Origin of the sequence: Bacillus sp. B-jedd (genome assembly GCF_000821085.1) — a bacterium.
In the GTDB taxonomy this organism is placed as follows: Bacteria; Bacillota; Bacilli; order Bacillales; family Cytobacillaceae; genus Bacillus_D.
Genome location: NZ_CCXR01000001.1, coordinates 1388875 through 1407371, shown reverse-complemented (window position 1 = coordinate 1407371; position 18497 = coordinate 1388875). Strand labels below are relative to the sequence as shown.

Genomic DNA, 18497 nt, shown 5'->3' with positions numbered 1-18497 from the left:
TAAAAGATTTTCCACAAATAATAATTTCATTCCATCAAATACTATTGCTACAGAGAATAAGTCTCTGATGCTAGTAAAGGAGTGAAAAACCATGGCTAGAAACAGCAATAATTTGCTTGTTCCCGGAGTTGAACAATTCCTTGACCAGGTTAAATATGAAATTGCTCAGGAATTCGGCGTTCAGCTGGGATCTGATACAGTTTCACGTGCGAATGGCTCGGTAGGCGGGGAAATTACAAAACGCCTTGTCCAACAAGCACAGGCTCAAATGACTGGCAGAAATGGCCAATAAAAAAATATGATGGATACAGTGCCGTCCGCCTGACAAAACAGGGGGCGGCCTCTTTTTATGTTCTCATAATCATTAATAACCCTCACATTCTCTCTACCTGCCATGCAGAAAGATTTGTCACACCGGAATTGAAGTGGATTCAACCGTTCGGCAGTGACTCCCAATGTGAACTTCGTATACCCCCTCGGTCTTTTCGGCGCTGAATTTGTGGCGGAATTGTGACAGATTCGGATATATTAAAAAATTTAGCGATATATCCAAAAAGTTTGCGATATATCCAAAAAGTTTGCGATATATCCAAAAAGTTTGCGATATCCTGAAATATATTTCAGGATATTTATTATTAATATTAACTTCTTACTTTAAAAAACAATTATTACCCTACCCCGTACCATATTATTGTTTAAATTTCATCGCTAAAGTATGTATTTTTACAGGCTGCATTGGTTTTTCATGACCTCGAGCCAGAAAACGTCCTTTTTCGGGCAAAATAAAAAAGCCCGGCTTATTTGCCGGACTTCCCATTTTGTTTTCCCTTGTTTTGCTTGTTTTGGTTTCCCTGATTTTGGCCTTTTCTATCTTTTCCATTATCAGACTTGTTGTTTTTATTTTCCTTGCCATTCATATTCTTGTCAGAATTACCTACTTCGTTCATATGGCCTTTTTTTTTGCCATTTTCATTATTGGCTTTGTTATCATTTTTGTTGTTATTGATATGGTTATTGTTTTTAGAATGATTATTTAACTCTTTGCCTTTGTTTTTGTTCTGCCCATTCCCCTGATTACCATTAGGCTTATTGTTGTTTTTCTTCTCTAGGTCTTCTGCCTTTTCTTCATGCTTCCCAGGGATTTCATCCTTCTTTTCCAGTCCTGGCGGAAGTTTTTTCTTATTTTCGTTTACTTCTTGGCCAGGCTTATTCCCTGTCGCTGCCGCTGGGGTTTGTTCAGTCCCTTTACCGGCGCCAACATTTTTTCCGCCGTTTTCAGCTGCCTGCTTTCCAGTGTGACCCTCAGCTTTATATTTGCCTGTCGTCAAGCCGAGTTTTCTGGCTTCCTTTAAATCCTTTTGCGAGCCATTGTAAACCTTTACTCTATGCTGGCCCTGCGCCGCTTTTTCTGTAATTGCCTTCATCGTTTCCTTAAGCTTTTCCTCAGCTTCAGGTTTTACTTTATTCGCATTGACAGCAGAAATAATGACATCATTTGTTTTTGCAAAATAGCCCTGGCGATTGATTTCAGAGAGAATTTGTTCCGCCACATTTGATACGGGTTCTTTTTCCCAATGTTTCAGGCTGGAGACAATTTTATTCCCTTCAGGATTGTAGGCATTCATTTTGACTACCTGCATCCCGTCATTAAGCGCCAATTCAATACTTGGATTTACGTCAATGGACATATAAGCATATACTTTATCCGTGCTTTGCAACGGAATAAGAGCGGAAGCCATTAGAAGGAATACGGCCGCGGCTGCCATCCAGGCGCGCTTCATGCCTGTAAGCTTTCCAAAAGCGAACTTTTTTCGCCGCTCCATCCCTCCAACTGGATCGAATGAAATTTCTTCGCCTATCGAATAGATTCTCTTTTTTCTGTCCGCCCGAACAAATTCTCCATCAGGGGTCAATAGGGTTAGAGATGTTTCATCCATATCCAAAACGATACCTGTCCTCATGATTCAAGCACCCCTTTAATATAATCCTTCATGTAAACATAATCACCGGACATGATCAAAGTCATTGCAATAATATATTTTCGATTGCGCTCTAGCGTCTTTCGGCTGACATCGACAAGCTCTTCCAGCTGTTTGATCGGGAGCCGTTTTTTTTCAAACAGGCTTTCCTTCAGTTCTTGGTTCTCTGCAAGAAGCCTGGCCGTTTCGATCGCATTCTTCCTGGCGTCAGCGTGTTTTGGTGCCTGTTCAACCAAATCCTGAAAGCTCAGGTCGAACTCCTTCAAATGAGCCTGAAACCGGAAAATTTCTTCCCGCCTCAATTCTTCATCCGTTTTTTTTCGATATTCATCAAGGGATATTTCGTTTTCAATAAGGGTTCCCCTTGGTTCTGTTTCCCCTATATCAGGCTGCAGCTCCAGACTCACCGTCGGGTTCTTTGCCTGCTTTCTAATATAATCGATTACCCTTCGTTTGATCAGCACCTCTGCAAAGCTTAGGAGTGAATTCCCTCGTTCTGGGGAATACTTCTGAATTGCTTCATTAAAAGCGATAAGGCCTATGCTAAACTCATCGTCTGAAGCTACAATATACCGTTTGCAGACAACTGAAACGGTTTTGGCAATGAATGGTTTATATGCCTCAATCAGTTCATTATTCAGCTTCTTGTCACCCTGCTGTATTAAATGGACAGACTCTTCGAGCGTCTGTTTCTTTTTTTTGGCTAAGAACAATAAGCTTAGCATAACCCTCACCTCTCTAGTCCACAATTATAGCATAGGAGAGATGCCAAGTGGTTCTTTTTACGGAAAAGATAGCCCCATTACAGGCTATCTTTTCCTTTGTTTTATTGCTTATTGTGCGGATTTTTCCCGCCCTTGTTTCCGTTTTGGCCGGAATTTCCGTTCGATTTATTTTCCTTTTTTGCTGCGGGCTGAGCTTGCTTTGCCTGCTTTACTTCTTGCTTTTCAGCTTTACGCACTTGTTTTACTGCTTGTTTTTGTGCTTTCTTTTCTTCTACTGTCTTTTGCTGTTCTTGTTTCCTTACTTCAATTGCAGCTTTTTTGGCTTCTTTATCAGCCTGTTTTGTCGGAGCTGCCGGAATGATTACAGCCGGCTTAACTTCTTCATCTTCTTTTTGCTGCTCTTCTTCAGTAACGGGAACGGAAGGTTCGGTTACGATAGTTTCATCTTCAGTTGCAACCTCATCTTTTTCTTCCTCTTCTGGCTTCACTCCATCTATTTCACCAAGCTTCTCAGCCATTTTTTTATAGGTTTTATCGATATTTTTTTGAAGCATGGCCTTTGCGGTCGGGTTTTTCACCTTTTCCATCGCGGCTTTAAGCGCAATAATGTTTTGGCGTACTACCTGTTCTGAATCAGTTGCATCTTCGTCATCTTTTACAACTGCTTCTTCATCTGCGGGTTGCTGTTCATCAGCCACTTCATCATCCTTTTGAACTTCATCCGCAGGTTTTTCTTCATCTGAAGGCTGCCCGCTTTCTTCCCCAACTGCAGGCTCTTCTTTAGATTCTTCATCTTCAGCCTTCTTATCATAATCATTTAAATAAGCAATGGCTGATTTAATCGTCTCAACTGCGCGGTCTTCTTCACCGGCATTAAAAAGCTCTTCAGCTTCTGCAAGTCTTTCTGCCGCATAACCTGCCAGCAATTCAGCTTCCATGTCATGATCAAATGTGATGGCTAGCCTTATTTTTTCAAGGGCTATCTTTACAAAATAGAAGAAGTCTCCAGGTACAAGCGCAGGCTTTTCAGCATCATCGTTAACTTGGACGTTTTCAGCATCCTCTGTTGTAATAATTTTTTCAGCCTCTTTATCATCCTGGCCAGAAAGTGTATTTGCGGAAGCCATTACTGGAGAAAATGCGAATGTTCCTGCTAGAACCATAGCTAATGCTGTTTTGCCAATCTTCTTCTTCATTTCAATTTCTTTCATGATGTCACCCCTATTAAAATTTGTTGCGGCCGCCTTTCACTAGACCTTACGCAAGGGAGCAGTCCCTTTTTGAGGGTGACCGAAAAATAATATCTTTTTACCTATGGCAAAAAGGCCTTAAACCCAGGTGGAATAAGGCCCCGAAATTATGAGATGAACTTTTTTTACGAACGAGACTGGGCGAGGACTTTCCTTTTTGACAATATAAATCCAACCGTGGCAATTCCAATCAGCACGGTCCAGAAAGTAATCTTCCATGCGAAAGATTCGGGGAAATGTGCGGGAAGGATTGCGACTTCAGGATGAGCGAGTGTAAATACGGTGAGTTTTACTCCTACCCAGCCGACAATAAGAAAAGCTGCCGTTTCAAGGCTGGGCCGCTTTTTAAGCAGCCTGATGAACCAGGTGGCCGCAAACCGCATCATGATAATGCCAATCATTCCGCCCAAAAACATGACCGTGAATTGTCCACCATCAAGGCCGCCAATAGTAAACCAGCCCGCTGGGGTAATAGTGATGGCAAGTGCAACCGCTGCAAGCATCGAGTCAACTGCGAACGCCAAATCAGCCAGTTCAATTTTTAGCACTGTTATCCAAAATGAAGCACGCCCGACAGGTGGCCGTGATTCTTTTTTCTCCCGGACTCGATTCCCCAGGATATGATTCAATGAAATATACAATAAATAGAAAGCTCCTGCCGCCTGAACCTGCCAAACACCCGATAAGAAAGAAATCATGAATAACGCGCTAAACCTAAAAACAAACGCTCCCGCCAGCCCGTAAAATAAAGCTTTCTTTTGCTCTTTTTCGGGGAGATGCTTGACCATCACCGCTAGAACAACCGCATTGTCAGCTGCCAAAATCCCCTCAAGTCCCGCCAGTACTAGCAATACCCAGCCATACTCCAATACCAAAGAAGCTTCCATCCAAATTCCTCCTATTTTTTGGATTTCCTTCTTCATTCAGCCAGGAGCTGGTGATAACGCAAAAAAGACCCCTGCCTGAAGGCAAAGGTCTTGCTAGACATGGTCTGCCAGCAAAGCCGGCGGAAAAGGACCGCGAAATGACGACTTTGCTTTAGGTTTCCCTAACAGCTACTCCCCTTTGAAAAGGATATATTTAGTTATCTTAATTATATATTACGGACAGACCTTTTGTCTTGTGCTAATCAGCGAAAGAAAAACTTCACCGAATATCCACATGAAAGGCTCGATTGTGTTTATTTTCGTTATAAAATTTTACCATCGCATTGACACCTTTCTGAAAGTCCGGGCAATGGATTCCCGATCCCTTCAAATCTTCAAGAGCCTGGGAACAATCAAAATGCCCCTGCCAGGTAAAGTAGTCGAGCGCTTCCTTTTCCACCCCAAGCATTTTTCGCACATGAGGCAGGGATAACGCGGCTTTTGCTAAAGAAAGCGGCAACGTGCCTTTGGGCCTTTTTCCAAGAAGCGCCTCCATTAACATTCCATATAGTTCCTCTACCCGATATGGATTCGGATCTGTTAAATGATAGGTTTTGCCGGCAGCATTTTCCTTCAGTGCCAAGTGCGCGGTCGCTGCGATAATGAAATCAATTGGAACAAGATTTATGACAGCGTTGCTTCGGCCCAGACGCGGAATGATTGGCAGAAGACGGAGCCGGTCAAGGAAATTCAGGATAAAGTAAGGGCCGTCGAATTTGATCGTTCCTCCCGTTTTCGAATGCCCTTTTACGATCCCAGGGCGGATAATCGTAACCGGGACATCCTTTTTCAATCCCTCTACAAGCACTTCAGCTTCATACTTCGTTTCTTCATAGTGATTTTTAAAGCGAGGGGGCTTGACCAGCTCGGTTTCAAGCAGCCTCCCTTCCCTTAAGCCTGCTACGTAGGCCGTACTGAAGTATATGTATCTCTCAAGGAGCGGCAAAGCTTTTACCCATGCATTAACGTTTTCCGTCCCTTTCACATTCACTTTGTAAGCAATCTCCCGCGGGACAGCCAAATCATATATGGCTGCAAGGTGGAAAACGTGGGTAATATTCCTTTCCAACAGCGCCAGGGCTGTATCCTCGATGCCGAGGCCTTCCTTCGTAATGTCGCCTTCAATAATATGGAATTTCTCGCGGTCAAGGCCGGTCTCCAGCGAAATTCGGCCGGCTTCTTCCGCCGCCCTTTGGACCATAGCCGGCACCACCAGTACATACACTGAGCTTCCTGCTGATATTGCCAAAATTTCTTTTATTAATTGATGGCAGATAAAACCCGGAAATCCTGTGAAAAAATAATGCTTCCCCATAACATCCCCTCTTTTGGCTTTTATAGTTTAACTGTATGGGAACGACAGACCGACTGTCAATTTTTCCCGACAACACAAAAACCGGCGGACAAAGCCGCCGGTTCCGGTATTTATTCACTTAGTCGTGCATATCCATTGGATTATAGAGTTTTACATCCGGGTTCTTATCCTGGAACCATCTTAGCGCAAATTCATTTTCGAAAAGGAATGCATACTTCCCGAAACGGTCTTTCACAAGCAGGCTTCTGGAATTTGACAGGTTTTCATTAACCGAATCACCTTCCACCCATCTTGCGACCTTGGAACCGATCCGTTCCATGATGACATCCGAATTGTATTCATTCTTCATCCTGTGTTCAAATACTTCGAACTGAAGCTGCCCGACAGCGCCTAGTAGGTATTCTTCCATTCTGGCCGTCTTGAAAAGTTGGATTGCACCTTCCTGGACAAGCTGTTCAATTCCTTTATAAAAAGACTTTTGCTTCATGACGTTTTTCGCCATAACCTTCACGAATAATTCAGGAGTAAATTGAGGGAGTTTTTCAAACTGGAACTGTTCCTTGCCTGATGTGATCGTATCACCGATTTGATAGGTCCCTGTATCATATAAGCCAATGATGTCACCGCTAACCGCTTCCTCGACCGTATTTCGTTCTTCGGCCATGAATGAAGTGGACTGGGATAACTTGATTTGTTTTCCTAGCCGAGGAACATTCACGCTCATCCCGCGTTCGAACTTGCCCGAGCACACCCTGACAAAAGCAATTCTGTCACGATGGGCTGGATTCATATTTGCCTGTATTTTAAATATAAAACCAGAGAAATTTTCCGACAATGGATCTACTTCACCTGCAGTCGAATTTCGCGGCTTTGGCGGTGGAGCAAATTTCAGATAGGCTTCCAGGAAGGTTTGGACCCCAAAGTTCGTCAAGGCGCTTCCAAAAAAGACAGGAGTCAGATTCCCATTGGCAATTCGCTCGGCCGAAAATTCATTGCCCGCTTCATTAAGGAGCAAAACTTCTTCAAGAGTCTGATCGTAAAGCCCGGTATTTTTAATTGGATGCTCGCCTTCGATTTCGCCTTCTTCATTAAGGGGAATGTATCTTTTATCTTCATCAACCCTGAATTGCTCAACCCTTTTATTGTAACGGTCATAAATACCGAGGAATTCCTTCCCCATCCCGATCGGCCAATTCATTGGATAAGATTCGATGCCAAGCACCTCTTCCAGTTCAGCCAGCAATTCAAGCGGCGGCTTTCCCTGTCGGTCCAGCTTGTTCATAAAGGTAAAAATCGGGATGCCGCGCATCCGGCAAACCTTGAACAGCTTCATCGTCTGTTCCTCAATCCCTTTAGCGGAGTCGATGACCATGACGGCGCTGTCAACCGCCATTAATGTCCTGTACGTATCTTCACTGAAATCCTGGTGGCCCGGTGTATCAAGGATATTAACCCTGAATCCACTGTAATCAAATTGCATGACACTCGATGTTACCGAAATTCCACGCTGCTTTTCGATTTCCATCCAGTCACTGGTCGCGAATTTACCTGTCTTTTTCGCTTTAACTGTACCGGCGTCCCGAATAGCCCCGCCAAAGAGTAGGAGCTTTTCCGTAATCGTCGTTTTACCGGCATCCGGGTGTGAAATAATTGCAAAAGTCCTTCTCGACAGGACTTCTTCTTTAAAATTCTTGCTCATAATTCGTTTCCTCACTTTTGACAATTAGAGTTTTGTCCATAATTTCTATCTTATCGCTGGATATCCAAGTTTGCAATCATGAATTCCTTTCATAGATATTTGAGAATTGGTTCATTTGTTCCTCTAAACCATTTTTGTCAGCTTTGTGTCTGAAAACGGCAGCTTTTTTCAAAAAAAGTAAAAGCCCCTTTTGTTAGTTTTTTTGCAGGATTAATAGTCTAAAAGCCCTGCGCATTCATTATTCCTTCATTATATACAGAGCCAAATTACTTATAATTTCACTAGTTGTTCAATCACCCGCACTCCTTTTCCCTTGAATTACCAGCCTCCATAATACTCATTCCCTATTTATTACAAAAAGTATTTTCATATAATAGAGATAGACATTAAAGGAGATGAGCATAGTGGATATGAGTAAAAAAGCGATTCATAAAATCATACCGCTGATATCAGCAGTTATAATAGCAGCCGCAGGTATATACTGGGCAGTTCAGTCAACGGCAAAAGAGGTCGCAATCCCTTTCTCCTCCATGGAAAAGTTGATTGCAGGGGAAAATGGCAAAACAGTCAGCCTTGAAGAACATTCCAATGGCAGCCTTACACTAACAACAAGCGAGGGGATATTCGTGACGAAAGTGCCACCAAACAGCCAAATGGCAGACGAATTAGTTTCCAAATACAATGTTGATTATACATTTACGAGCAACAGCAAATACGGAAAATGGATTATGGGAGGCGTAATCGTTTCACTGGCAGCAGCGGCGTTCGCCATGCAAAAAGCGAAAGGCGGCAGCGGCCTAGGAGTCACCAATTCAATGAAAAACAGCCTCTCGAAAGCAAGACCGCTCCCTTCTATCTCATTAAAAGATGTCGGCGGCCTAGGGGATGAAATGAAGGAAGAGATCCTTCAGACACTTTCTATTTTCAAAGAGCCTGAGCGTTCTTCCAAGCTTGGGATCAAACCTCCAAAAGGCATTTTGTTATATGGACCTCCTGGAACAGGGAAAACCCTGCTGGCGCAGGCGATGGCAAAAGAACTTGGTGCTTCCTTTTTTTCAACAAGCGGCTCAGCCTTCAATGAAATGTTTGTTGGAGTAGGTGCCTCGAGGGTGCGTAGCCTCTTCCAAAATGCAAGAAAACAAACCCCAGCGGTTATTTTCGTTGATGAAGTCGATGCTTTGGCCGGCAAAAGAAAAGCGCTCGGAGGAGAAGAATCTGAAAAAACGTTGACCGAGCTTCTTGTTCAATTGGATGGCGGCCACTCTAATGAAGGGATATTATTCGTCGCAGCAACGAACCGGAAGGATATGCTCGATGACGCATTCCTCCGCCCTGGACGAATTGATTTCTCTTTCCAAGTGCCACTTCCTGATACAAAAGGCCGCCGGGAAATTATTGAGATTCACACAAACGGCAAAATGCTTGCGGATGATGTCAGGGACTCACTTGATGATCTTGCTGAAAGCACCTCAGGGTTCTCCGGAGCCGATATCAGTATGCTATTTGAAACGGCCAGCAGACGGGCAGTCCGTAATGGCCAGGATTTAATCACAAAAGCGGATCTAGATTACGCGTTGGACCGAACAATTCTCGGAAGCACTTCACGCGCCTTGCAGGATGCTGACACAAAGAAGCGGGTAGCCATCCACGAAGCCGGGCATGCGATTGTGGCTGCAATTACTAAGCCAGGATCCGTAAGGAAAGCAACCATCATTCCGCGTGGCGATGCGCTTGGCTATGTGGCGCCTATTCCTAAAGAACTTCATTTATCCACAACGAGTGATTTACTGGACAGGATTGCAATGATCCTTGCCGGCGGAGTCGCCGAGCGCTTATACCTTGGCGAGCACAGTATCGGTGTCAGCGGGGACGTCCAGCAAGCGAAGCACCTGATTGAGCAAATGGTTGACACAGGCATGCTTCAGGACGGTTTTACACTCACTTTCGTGAAGACCGAAAAGGAAGCAAAAATGCAGGAGCTGTTTGAAAACGGCCTTGAAAAGTCCGAGCTGATTATCCGCTCCAACCGAAAAGCATATGAAAACCTTGTTGAAGCCCTTCTCAAAAAAGAAACTCTCGAAGGTTCTGAAGTAGAAGAAGTCATTGCTTCAAGCAAGGCTGAAGAAGAATATATTTACGCATAAAAAAATGCCGGCTCCATCGGGGGAGCCGGCATTTTTATTGTCGCAAGGACAAATTTAACTTGTAAAAGCATGCCTTCCTATTTTGCCGATCACAGGCCTTGTCTTAATCCACTTATCCCCGGCAGTTTCAGGATTGTAAAAGAAAAGAGCATCCGTAACTTTTTCCTTCGGTGACAGTGCCTCATCAACTGCCTTTTTCGCTTCACTGCCCGCTGGCTTATTAATTTCACCATTTGCCACTGGGTCAAACTGTCTTTTCTCATAGATGACGCCCTTTACTGTATCAGGAAACTTTTCATCCTCCATGCGGTTCAAGACAACTTCCGCTACAGCGACTTTCCCTTTAAATGGCTCACCTTTTGCCTCAGCATGGACAAGCCTTGCCAACAAGTCTTTTTCTTCATTTGTCAGATCAAGCTTCTTATCTAACGCATATTGATCAGGTATTTTCTTTATTCCTGCCGTTTTTTTATGTTTTTTTGCTTCGTTAACTGCCGCTTTGGCCGGTTCTGCAGCCATAAGGCCCATTGTTTTGCCCGACGCCAAAAAAGGGAAGGCGAGCATGAGCAACATAGCCGGCACTAGAAGCATGAATACAGGTTTCTGCACTCTCATTCCTCCAACTCCCTTCTTTAATTCAATTCCTTATTAGGCTAACATTGAACCTAGCCTTAAACCAACCCCAAAAACTTCCCATGGAAAGCAGAGAAGATTTTTCCTTTTCAACCTTTTGTCCCTGATGATATGTTCGATCCCTCAATAAAATATCGCTGGAAAAAGAAGAAAATCAAAACAACCGGAAGCAGGACTGTTACGGACATTGACATCAGGTAGTGCCACTGGGTCTGCACGGTACCTTTAAAAGTCTGCAGACCGATTTGGAGAGTATATAGGTTTTCATCGTTAATATACAGGAGCGGACCGAGCAAATCATTCCAGGCGCCGTTGAATGAGAAAATCGCGACCGCCATTAACGCCGGCTTTGTCAGCGGAAGCATAATATGCCACCATATTTGAATATGGCTGGCCCCATCAAGCACAGCCGCCTCAATAAGCGAATTCGGTATGGTCATCATGAACTGCCTAAGCAGGAAAATAAAAAACGCGCTTCCCAGAAATGCCGGCACGATAAGTGGGAGATATGTATTGACCCACCCCAGCTTCGAGAAAAGGATATACTGTGGAACCATCGTCACAAAGCCCGGAATCAACATGGTCGAAAGTACAATGATAAAGAGCACATTGCGCCCTTTAAAGCGAATTTTGGCAAAGGAATAGGCAACCAGTGAATTGATGGCTACACTTCCAATCGTTCCTATCACAGCAATAAATAAAGTGTTGAGGGCCCATCTTGTGAATGGCGCGGTCTGCCATGCTTTTATATAATTATCGAATCTGATTTCTTTCGGGAAGAACGTAGGAGGGTATTGGGCGATTTCCGCTGGTGTCTTTAGAGATGTCGAGATCATCCACCAAAGAGGGGATAAAATGACAACACTCCCTGCCACTAGCAGGAGGGTGATCGTCCATGATTTTATTTTTTCTTTGAATTTTTTCTTTTCATAAAACTTTGGCTCTGTGTATGCGCTCATTTATTGTCTCCCCCCTCATAGTGGACCCATCCCTTTCCAAGCTTCAAGTTCAAAACTGTGAGAATCATGACAATAATGAACAAAATCCATGCCATCGCAGACGCATAGCCCATGTCAAATATTTTAAATGCATTGTTCCACATATGGAGATTATAGAATAAGAGTGAGTTCGCCGGCGCGCCGCTCCCATTTTCCGTCATGACGTAGGCTTCCTGAAAAATCTGGAATGCACCGATTGTGCTGGTCAGTATATCAAAAAAGATAATTGGTGAAATCATCGGGACAGTAATGTAAAAGAATTTCTGCAGGCCGGTAGCGCCTTCGATGTCCGCTGCTTCATACATTTCGCTGGAAACCCCTTGGAGGCTGGCTAAATATAAGAGCATCCCCCCGCCGACTCCCCACATTTTCATCAGGATCAGCGCAGGCTTTGTCCACTCTGGATCAAAGAGCCATGCCGGTCCGTCAACTCCAAACCATCCGAGGAATGTATTCACAAGCCCGGTTGATGGGCTTAACAGCTGCATCCATAAAAAATAGACGGCAACACCCGATAGAATAGCCGGCAAATAATAAATCGTCCTGAAAACCTTCATTCCGAAAATTTTCTGATTCAGGAGAACAGCAATCAAAATAGCACCTGCTGTCGTTAATGGAACAGAAAAAATAACATAATACAATGTATTCCATAGAGACGTCCAAAACAGGTCATCAATCGTAAACATTCTGACAAAATTATCGAATCCAATAAAGTTCATCTTTGAAGTAATATTATAATCAGTAAAACTTGCGGCCAAAGAAAACAAAAGCGGTCCCAGAGTCAGGCATGTAAAGCCAATGATCCAGGGACTGATAAATATATACCCCCATAAATTCTCCTTCGCCGCTCTTGACAGACGGTTTTTAGGAGACATTCCGCGGGAGGTGCCCATAGCCGCACTCTTCCCGGGTCCAAGCTTAAGGTCGCCAGACAGTGCCGCATCCGATGATTGTGATTGTCTCATAATTCCCCCTCTTTCTATTCCTCACTAGTGAAAAGAGAGAAGGACAGCATAGCCATCCCTTCTCTCTCGACAAAACTTCTATGGACTATTTCTTCATCTTTTTGACATCTTCCTCGGCCTTTGCCAATGCATCTTCAGGGCTCATTTTCCCGGCAAAGACTTTATCGATAAGTGGATTAATCCGATTTTGGTAATCTGGATACTCAAGCGGTACTGGATAAAGATTTGTTTCATCCAAGTTCTCGACCGAAAGTTCATAAACTTCCTTGGCTTGTCCATCAAGTGACTCGGCCACCGCTTTGGAGGCTTCAATATTGGCAACATTATCGTAGTTCTTTTCGCCCCAATATTTCTGAGCTTCTTTTCCAGTCAGGTATTTAATAAACTCAACCGCTTCCTTTGGATGCTTCGAGCCCTTCGGCACTTCAACCACGAAGCCTCCGCCATCTGCCCAATGTTTGCTGTTTTCATCATAGGAAGGAATTTTTGCGACGCCGAATTCTAAATCCTTGCCGTAATCCCTGATTTGGGTATAGAAGGTGCCGACATCAACAAACATGGCGACTTTTCCAGAAATGAACGGATTTGACTGTTCGCTGCCAAATTCCGCTTTGAATGCCTGGACGTTTTTCTCGCCATATCTTTCCTGCCAGTCAAGCAACCATTTCAGTGCTTCAAGCTTTTTGGCTGTATTGATTTCAGGTTTCCCGTCTACAATAAAACCTTTTCCATCGTCAGCGCTTGCCATCCAGGCAGAAGGGCCAATGCTCCCCCATTGCGGGTAGAAGCCGAAGCGTTCATATTTATCTCCATTTTTGATATCAAGCTTTTTGGCATCCTCTTCTAACTCTGCCCAGGTTTGAGGCGGCTTTTCAGGATCAAGCCCTGCTTCTTTGAATGCTTTTTTATTGTAAAATAAAAGTCTCGTGTCTGTATTAAAAGGCACCGCATATGGCTTTCCGTCATGGATAACGGTTTCCCATAAGTGTGGATAGAAATGATCCTTAAAGTTTTCATCGAGATATTTGCTTAAATCTTCCGCCTGGTTATTTTCCGCGCGCTGCGCAACTGAGTTGATGTCGTTCACAATCACGTCAGCAGGATTTCCCGCGGCTACAGAAGCCAGATTTTTCGTCCAAATATCTCCCCAAGGTAAAAATGTATGTTTAACTTCAATTTTATCCTGTGATTCATTAAAATCCTTAACGATTTTCTCAATAATTGGCCTGCGTGTTTCCGATCCCCAAAAGGTCCAGAAATTGATGACAACCTTGCCATCTTTAGTCTTTGTGTCAGCGTTGCTTTTCTCTCCGCTGCATCCTGCTAGCATCCCTAACACTAACAGTAAACTTAAAAACCCCAATATTCCCTTTCTCATTTTTTCCTCCTATATTTTGTATGTATTTTCAAAGCCTCTATCGTTTTACCCATTATTTCGACTTCCAAACTTTTATTCGAAGGAAACCGCTATATGTTGACAAACTTCTTCCATTCCCTTAAAAAGTTTGAAGAAAATTTTTAGAAAATATGATAAGAAGGGGGGCTTCAATTCACTAAAGCTGGGCAAAAAGAAGGATAAAAAAAGGCTGGCCCGCAGGCCAGCCTTTTGCCGCACATCAGCAGAATCTAAAACATGCAGCACCAACTATAATCAGAAGGATAAACAGGACAACTATAAGGGCAAAGCCCCCACCATAGCCGCCACCATAGCCGCCACAGCCATATCCGTAACCGCCGTATCCATATCCAAACATATTAGAACCTCCCCCTATTTAATAATAGAATCCGCCGTATCCCCAGGAAGCCCCGATGATAACTAACAGAATGAATAGGACAACTAGCAGGGCAAAACCTCCGCCGTAACCGCATGCTCCACCAGACATTCACATTACCTCCTTTTGTTAAGTCCATATATCCTATTCACTAACCTGAAAATGTGCAATAGACACAGAAGGATTTTTCATAAATGGGCATATGTAAACTCATACTCGGGGTCCAATTTCCATTAATAGCCGGCAAATGGGTAAATACAAATGAAAAAGGACCCGCTCCCGGGTCCTTCAGCAATTATAATTTAAAGTTCATTTTAATGACATTTACCTTGACGAGCGCATCAATTAAAATGACCAGTGCCGGGCCGGCGAATAATCCGACAAAGCCAATCAGCTTGAAACCAATGTACAAGCTGGCAAGTGAGGCAAGCGGAGATATACCCAGGCTGGTTGCATAAACCTTTGGCTCGATGATTCGCCTGATGACTGTAATGGCCACAAACAGGATGATCAAGCCGATTCCCAGGAACTGTTTCCCCTGCATAATAGAGATGACGGCCCACGGAACAAGGAAGGATCCCGTCCCGAGAATAGGCAGGATATCGACCAGTACGATCAGCAGGGAAAAAAGCGCTGCATACTTTACTTTTAAGAGAAGAAGCCCTGTAAAGGCAAGAAAAAACGTAATGAGGCTCAGAATGATTTGTGCTTTAATAAACCCGACGCCAGCCTTCGTTAATTGGTTAAGGACAATGGAAACTTTTTTCTTCGTATTTTCCGTCAACCTGGACTTAATGGAAGCCTTTATTTCCGGCAGCTCCATGCTGATTAAAAACAGTGCTACCAAATAGATCAGGAACTCAATCAGGAATCCGGGTATGGAGGTTAAAAAACCGATTAGCACATGGATAATTTCCTGTACAAACCTATCAACTGTATTTACGGATTCGTCAAGGGTCTTTTCTATAGAGGCAATCACATCTGGCGGAAGCGTCTGCGAGTATGCTTTCCATTTCCTTATCAGTGGCTTGATCCCTGAGGAATAAAGATCCCTTACGTAAGTAGGGGTTTTCTCGGAAAGATTTAGAACCTGTTGAAAAAGGATGAGGAACAGGTTGTATCCGATAACCAAAATACCAAGCAGAAATGCGATGAAAGAGGCGATGACTGATTTCATCCTGCTAAGCTTTAATTTTTTTTGGAAATAGCCGACAAGCCCTTCGAGCAGGACAGCTGTAACAAGCGCGAATAAAAGCGGCAGGCTGTAAGGTATGAAAAATATAAAAAGCAGTATTACGACTGCTAAAACGATCCATTTCTTCCACATAGTTTTCTCTCCCGGCAGCTTTTGAAACCAATAATATTGTATTACTGTTAATTATAACGATTAACAAGCCGTAATGCGAAGCTTTTGTCGAAAAAAATAAAAAGGGAAGCCATACGGGCATCCCCTAAATAATCTTTTTAGCCAGAATTTTCTTCCTGCCACTAACTTCCGAGAGAAAATCGGTAATAACAGAAAACTTTTCATAAAGGAAAAGCAATGAGTCACCCGGCATCGAAAGGTTCCAAGCCTCGTGATAAGCCTTGAGTTCATCTTTGATGATGGATAGCTGTTTCCCGGTCCCGCCTTTTTCCCTAAGAGCTGCCGCATGCATCATATTGGCTGTTTCATACGGTGCCCTGCCGCGGAGGTCCTCATCTTCCCGAATGATAACCCGATCGGAATTTTTGATGGCTATTCTTGCCATTTCGCGTATTTCATGGTCCTGCCTGTCTCCCGGGGAAGATAGGACCGTTGTCGTAATTCCTTGCCTGAAATGATTGGCTGTTTCAAAAAACGCATTCAAGCCGGCGATATTATGGGCGTAATCTACAATCACCAATCTGCCATCCAATTCAAAGCTATTGAACCGGCCTTTTGACTGCTCCTGGTCAGGTTTAAACCTTAGAGCCTTTTCCCTCAGTGTTTCGATTTCTACTCCCTGGCAATGCGCGGCGGCGAGGGCTTGAAGAAGGTTGGCGATATTGTGCCTGGCCTTCCCCTCGATTGTTACAGGGATATCTTTTACTGGAAGCAGTTTAATGGCTTTTCCCTCTTCCACACATGTTACCCAGTTATCCTCTCCGAGGTACCAAACAGTTGATCCTCTTTCAATGGCTTCCTCAATATGATGATTTGTGTGGAACAGGCTTGTATAAACAATTCGGGCTCTTGTGTGGGATGCCATCTGGATGACCTCGGGATCGTCCGCATTTAAAATGCAGACGCCATCTTCCCTGACTACCTCAGGAATAAGTCTTTTTAATTTTACTAGCTGGCAGAAATCCTCAATCCCATCCTGACCCAGATGGTCTTCGGAAACATTCGTAACAATACCCACATCGCATTCCCTAAAAGCCAAGCCCTCACGAAGGATTCCTCCCCTCGCTGATTCAAGGACTGCCGCATCCACCTCGGGATTGGACAGGATTTTCCTCGCGCTGATTGGCCCGCTGCAATCACCTTCATCGATTGTCCGGTTCCCAATGTAGACACCATCTGAATTCGTCATTCCGACCGTATATCCGTCCCTTTCCAGGAAGTGCTTGATCATCCTGGTAGTTGTCGTTTTACCATTTGTTCCTGTAATAGCGATAATCGGGATTGCCGCTTCTTCCCTTGTTTTGAATAAATAATCCACAATCGCCTTCCCTACATCCCTCGCCTTTCCCTTAGAGGGATAATGGTGCATCCTGATTCCCGGGGCGGCATTAACTTCAACGACTGCAGACGTTGTGCTATTAAGAGGAGCCGTTATATCGGGACAAATAAAATCAACGCCAGCCACATCCAGACCAATCGACTTTGCCGCAAGTGCCGCCATTTCCTTGATAGAATGATGGACCTCATCCGTCACGTCGATTGCCATTCCGCCCGTGGAAAGGTTGGCGTTACCGGCCACGGGGATAACCCTTCCCGGTTCAGGAATGGTATCTAGTGTCATATTGGATTTCTCGAGATGGCAGGCAACGATTGTATTCAAGGGGATTTTTGTCATCGGCTTTTCATGCCCGTCCCCTCTGAGCGGATTTTTATTTTCTTCTTCAATTAGTTTCCTGATTGAGTCCTTTCCATTCCCGATGATGAACGGAGCAATTCTCATGCTCGCTGCAATTAGTTCACCATCGACAACGAGAAGTCTGTAATCATGGCCTTCATAATACCTTTCAACAATCATTTCAGTTTCCTGGTTTTCAACGCAATGGAGAATGCCGAAAAGCTCCTCCCTGTTTTTAATATTGGTCAGGACCCCCCGGCCTTGATTCCCGTTGAGGGGTTTAATGACGAGTGGAAAACCGACACGTTCGGCCAATTCGAAAATTTCCTCTGTCGAGCAGGCTGAATCCCCCTCGGGTACAGGGACACCCACACTTGAGAGAATAGTCTTTGTGATTTGCTTGTCACAGGCATTTTCCACCGCAAGATAGGAAGTCTGGCTAGTAATCGTTGCCTGGACGAACTTCTGCTTTTTGCCTGTGCCAAGGCGGACCATACTGTCTGAACCAATCCGCTCGACGGGAATCCCTTTTGCGAAGGCTGCATTGTAAATCGCCTCTGTACTTGGCCCTAGTTTATTCTGATAATAAAGATTTTCAATCTGTTTGATATAAGGTTTTGCATCAACGGACGAAGCACCAGCGAGAATGCTGCCGACTATTTCCATTGCCGCTTCAAATGCATATAAACCTGACTTAGGCTCACGGTAATCGTATGTAACAAAATAAATCCCCTTTTTGTTGCTGGTTATCGTTTTCCCTCTTTTAACCATGATGCCGGCAAGGTATTGCAATTCAATCGCTATATGCTCGAGAATATGGCCCATCCAGGTTCCTTCTTCCAGGCGCTCGACAAACCCTCCTTCATAACCGAGGGAGCATGTATGGCTCCTTAGGCTTGGGAGGGTTTTCATTAATGCGCTAGTGAACCCGGAAAGCATATTTGACGGGCTGAATTCCAACTCTTCCAAATCCAGTTCAAACCACATTGTCGGTTTATAGCTAAAGTAATTTGGCCCCTTTAAATACCGTACCCGGTTAATCTTCATGAT

The 18497-nt window shown here is 44.1% G+C and carries 15 protein-coding genes and 1 pseudogene; 2 read left to right on the top strand and 14 right to left on the bottom strand.

Translation table 11 applies throughout. The features are described 5' to 3' along the window. The first annotated feature begins 91 nt into the window (after positions 1 to 91). Positions 92 to 292, top strand: a complete 201-nt coding sequence (locus BN1002_RS06890) for an alpha/beta-type small acid-soluble spore protein (protein WP_048824272.1) — start codon at positions 92 to 94, stop codon at positions 290 to 292. Between the two features lie 505 nt (positions 293 to 797). On the opposite strand, the gene BN1002_RS06885 is transcribed toward BN1002_RS06890, so the two are convergent. The 6 genes from BN1002_RS06885 to BN1002_RS06860 form a co-directional block, all read right to left on the bottom strand. Then, positions 798 to 1961, bottom strand: a complete 1164-nt coding sequence (locus BN1002_RS06885) for an anti-sigma factor domain-containing protein (protein ID WP_048824271.1) — start codon at positions 1959 to 1961, stop codon at positions 798 to 800. Continuing rightward, positions 1958 to 2713, bottom strand: coding sequence for an RNA polymerase sigma factor SigI (gene sigI / locus BN1002_RS06880; protein ID WP_231574993.1), 756 nt, complete (start codon positions 2711 to 2713; stop codon positions 1958 to 1960). The genes BN1002_RS06885 and sigI overlap by 4 nt, the downstream gene beginning before the upstream one ends. A gap of 92 nt (positions 2714 to 2805) precedes the next feature. Then, positions 2806 to 3915 carry a DUF5667 domain-containing protein gene (locus BN1002_RS06875; RefSeq protein WP_048824269.1) on the bottom strand — a complete coding sequence of 370 codons (1110 nt, stop codon included), beginning with the start codon at positions 3913 to 3915 and terminating at the stop codon, positions 2806 to 2808. A 164-nt stretch (positions 3916 to 4079) separates the two neighbouring features. After that, the gene (locus tag BN1002_RS06870) at positions 4080 to 4841 is read right to left on the bottom strand and encodes a TerC family protein (RefSeq protein ID WP_048824268.1); all 762 of its coding nucleotides are present in this window, start codon (positions 4839 to 4841) and stop codon (positions 4080 to 4082) included. A 259-nt stretch (positions 4842 to 5100) separates the two neighbouring features. Further along, the gene (locus BN1002_RS06865) at positions 5101 to 6195 is read right to left on the bottom strand and encodes an SDR family oxidoreductase (protein WP_048824267.1); all 1095 of its coding nucleotides are present in this window, start codon (positions 6193 to 6195) and stop codon (positions 5101 to 5103) included. A gap of 118 nt (positions 6196 to 6313) precedes the next feature. Next, complete coding sequence (locus BN1002_RS06860) at positions 6314 to 7894, bottom strand: peptide chain release factor 3 (protein ID WP_048824266.1); 1581 nt, start codon at positions 7892 to 7894, stop codon at positions 6314 to 6316. 410 nt (positions 7895 to 8304) lie between these two features. On the opposite strand from BN1002_RS06860, the gene BN1002_RS06855 reads away from it, so the two are divergent. After that, entirely contained in the window at positions 8305 to 10038 is a 1734-nt protein-coding gene (locus BN1002_RS06855; protein WP_231575094.1) for an AAA family ATPase, read from the top strand. A 54-nt stretch (positions 10039 to 10092) separates the two neighbouring features. Here BN1002_RS06855 and BN1002_RS23005 read toward each other — a convergent pair whose 3' ends face one another. The 8 genes and pseudogenes from BN1002_RS23005 to cphA form a co-directional block, all read right to left on the bottom strand. Next, a complete protein-coding gene (locus BN1002_RS23005) occupies positions 10093 to 10653 on the bottom strand; it encodes a cell wall hydrolase (RefSeq protein ID WP_082036167.1) in 561 nt (186 codons plus the stop codon). Between the two features lie 107 nt (positions 10654 to 10760). Continuing rightward, on the bottom strand, positions 10761 to 11630 hold the full coding sequence (locus tag BN1002_RS06845) for a carbohydrate ABC transporter permease (RefSeq protein WP_048824264.1): 870 nt from the start codon (positions 11628 to 11630) through the stop codon (positions 10761 to 10763). Further along, positions 11627 to 12634, bottom strand: a complete 1008-nt coding sequence (locus BN1002_RS06840) for a carbohydrate ABC transporter permease (RefSeq protein ID WP_331386301.1) — start codon at positions 12632 to 12634, stop codon at positions 11627 to 11629. Before BN1002_RS06840 ends, BN1002_RS06845 begins: the two co-directional genes overlap by 4 nt. 85 nt (positions 12635 to 12719) lie before the next feature. Next, positions 12720 to 14012 (bottom strand): ABC transporter substrate-binding protein, encoded by a 1293-nt coding sequence (locus BN1002_RS06835; RefSeq protein ID WP_048824263.1) that lies wholly within the window; start codon positions 14010 to 14012, stop codon positions 12720 to 12722. A gap of 238 nt (positions 14013 to 14250) precedes the next feature. Next, a pseudogene (locus BN1002_RS23220) lies at positions 14251 to 14349 on the bottom strand (YjcZ family sporulation protein); the annotation flags it as partial. A gap of 57 nt (positions 14350 to 14406) precedes the next feature. After that, a complete protein-coding gene (locus tag BN1002_RS23215) occupies positions 14407 to 14517 on the bottom strand; it encodes a YjcZ family sporulation protein (protein WP_082036165.1) in 111 nt (36 codons plus the stop codon). Positions 14518 to 14701: 184 nt separating this feature from the next. Beyond that, positions 14702 to 15733: a sporulation integral membrane protein YtvI gene (ytvI, locus tag BN1002_RS06830; RefSeq protein ID WP_048824262.1), complete on the bottom strand. Its 1032-nt coding sequence runs from the start codon at positions 15731 to 15733 to the stop codon at positions 14702 to 14704. 124 nt (positions 15734 to 15857) lie between these two features. Then, on the bottom strand, positions 15858 to 18494 hold the full coding sequence (gene cphA, locus BN1002_RS06825) for a cyanophycin synthetase (protein ID WP_048824261.1): 2637 nt from the start codon (positions 18492 to 18494) through the stop codon (positions 15858 to 15860). Positions 18495 to 18497 lie beyond the last annotated feature (3 nt).

Bases quoted from the DNA above. Each gene is read 5' to 3' on its own strand.
- BN1002_RS06835 (WP_048824263.1), bottom strand. From the start codon at position 14,012: ATGAGAAAGGGAATATTGGGGTTTTTAAGTTTACTGTTAGTGTTAGGG.
- cphA (WP_048824261.1), bottom strand. From the start codon at position 18,494: ATGAAGATTAACCGGGTACGGTATTTAAAGGGGCCAAATTACTTTAGC.
- BN1002_RS06885 (WP_048824271.1), bottom strand. From the start codon at position 1,961: ATGAGGACAGGTATCGTTTTGGATATGGATGAAACATCTCTAACCCTA.
- BN1002_RS06855 (WP_231575094.1), top strand. From the start codon at position 8,305: ATGAGTAAAAAAGCGATTCATAAAATCATACCGCTGATATCAGCAGTT.
- BN1002_RS06875 (WP_048824269.1), bottom strand. From the start codon at position 3,915: ATGAAAGAAATTGAAATGAAGAAGAAGATTGGCAAAACAGCATTAGCT.
- BN1002_RS06840 (WP_331386301.1), bottom strand. From the start codon at position 12,634: ATGAGACAATCACAATCATCGGATGCGGCACTGTCTGGCGACCTTAAG.
- BN1002_RS06845 (WP_048824264.1), bottom strand. From the start codon at position 11,630: ATGAGCGCATACACAGAGCCAAAGTTTTATGAAAAGAAAAAATTCAAA.
- BN1002_RS06865 (WP_048824267.1), bottom strand. From the start codon at position 6,195: ATGGGGAAGCATTATTTTTTCACAGGATTTCCGGGTTTTATCTGCCAT.
- BN1002_RS06890 (WP_048824272.1), top strand. From the start codon at position 92: ATGGCTAGAAACAGCAATAATTTGCTTGTTCCCGGAGTTGAACAATTC.
- BN1002_RS06860 (WP_048824266.1), bottom strand. From the start codon at position 7,894: ATGAGCAAGAATTTTAAAGAAGAAGTCCTGTCGAGAAGGACTTTTGCA.
- BN1002_RS06870 (WP_048824268.1), bottom strand. From the start codon at position 4,841: ATGGAAGCTTCTTTGGTATTGGAGTATGGCTGGGTATTGCTAGTACTG.
- ytvI (WP_048824262.1), bottom strand. From the start codon at position 15,733: ATGTGGAAGAAATGGATCGTTTTAGCAGTCGTAATACTGCTTTTTATA.
- BN1002_RS23005 (WP_082036167.1), bottom strand. From the start codon at position 10,653: ATGAGAGTGCAGAAACCTGTATTCATGCTTCTAGTGCCGGCTATGTTG.
- BN1002_RS23215 (WP_082036165.1), bottom strand. From the start codon at position 14,517: ATGTCTGGTGGAGCATGCGGTTACGGCGGAGGTTTTGCCCTGCTAGTT.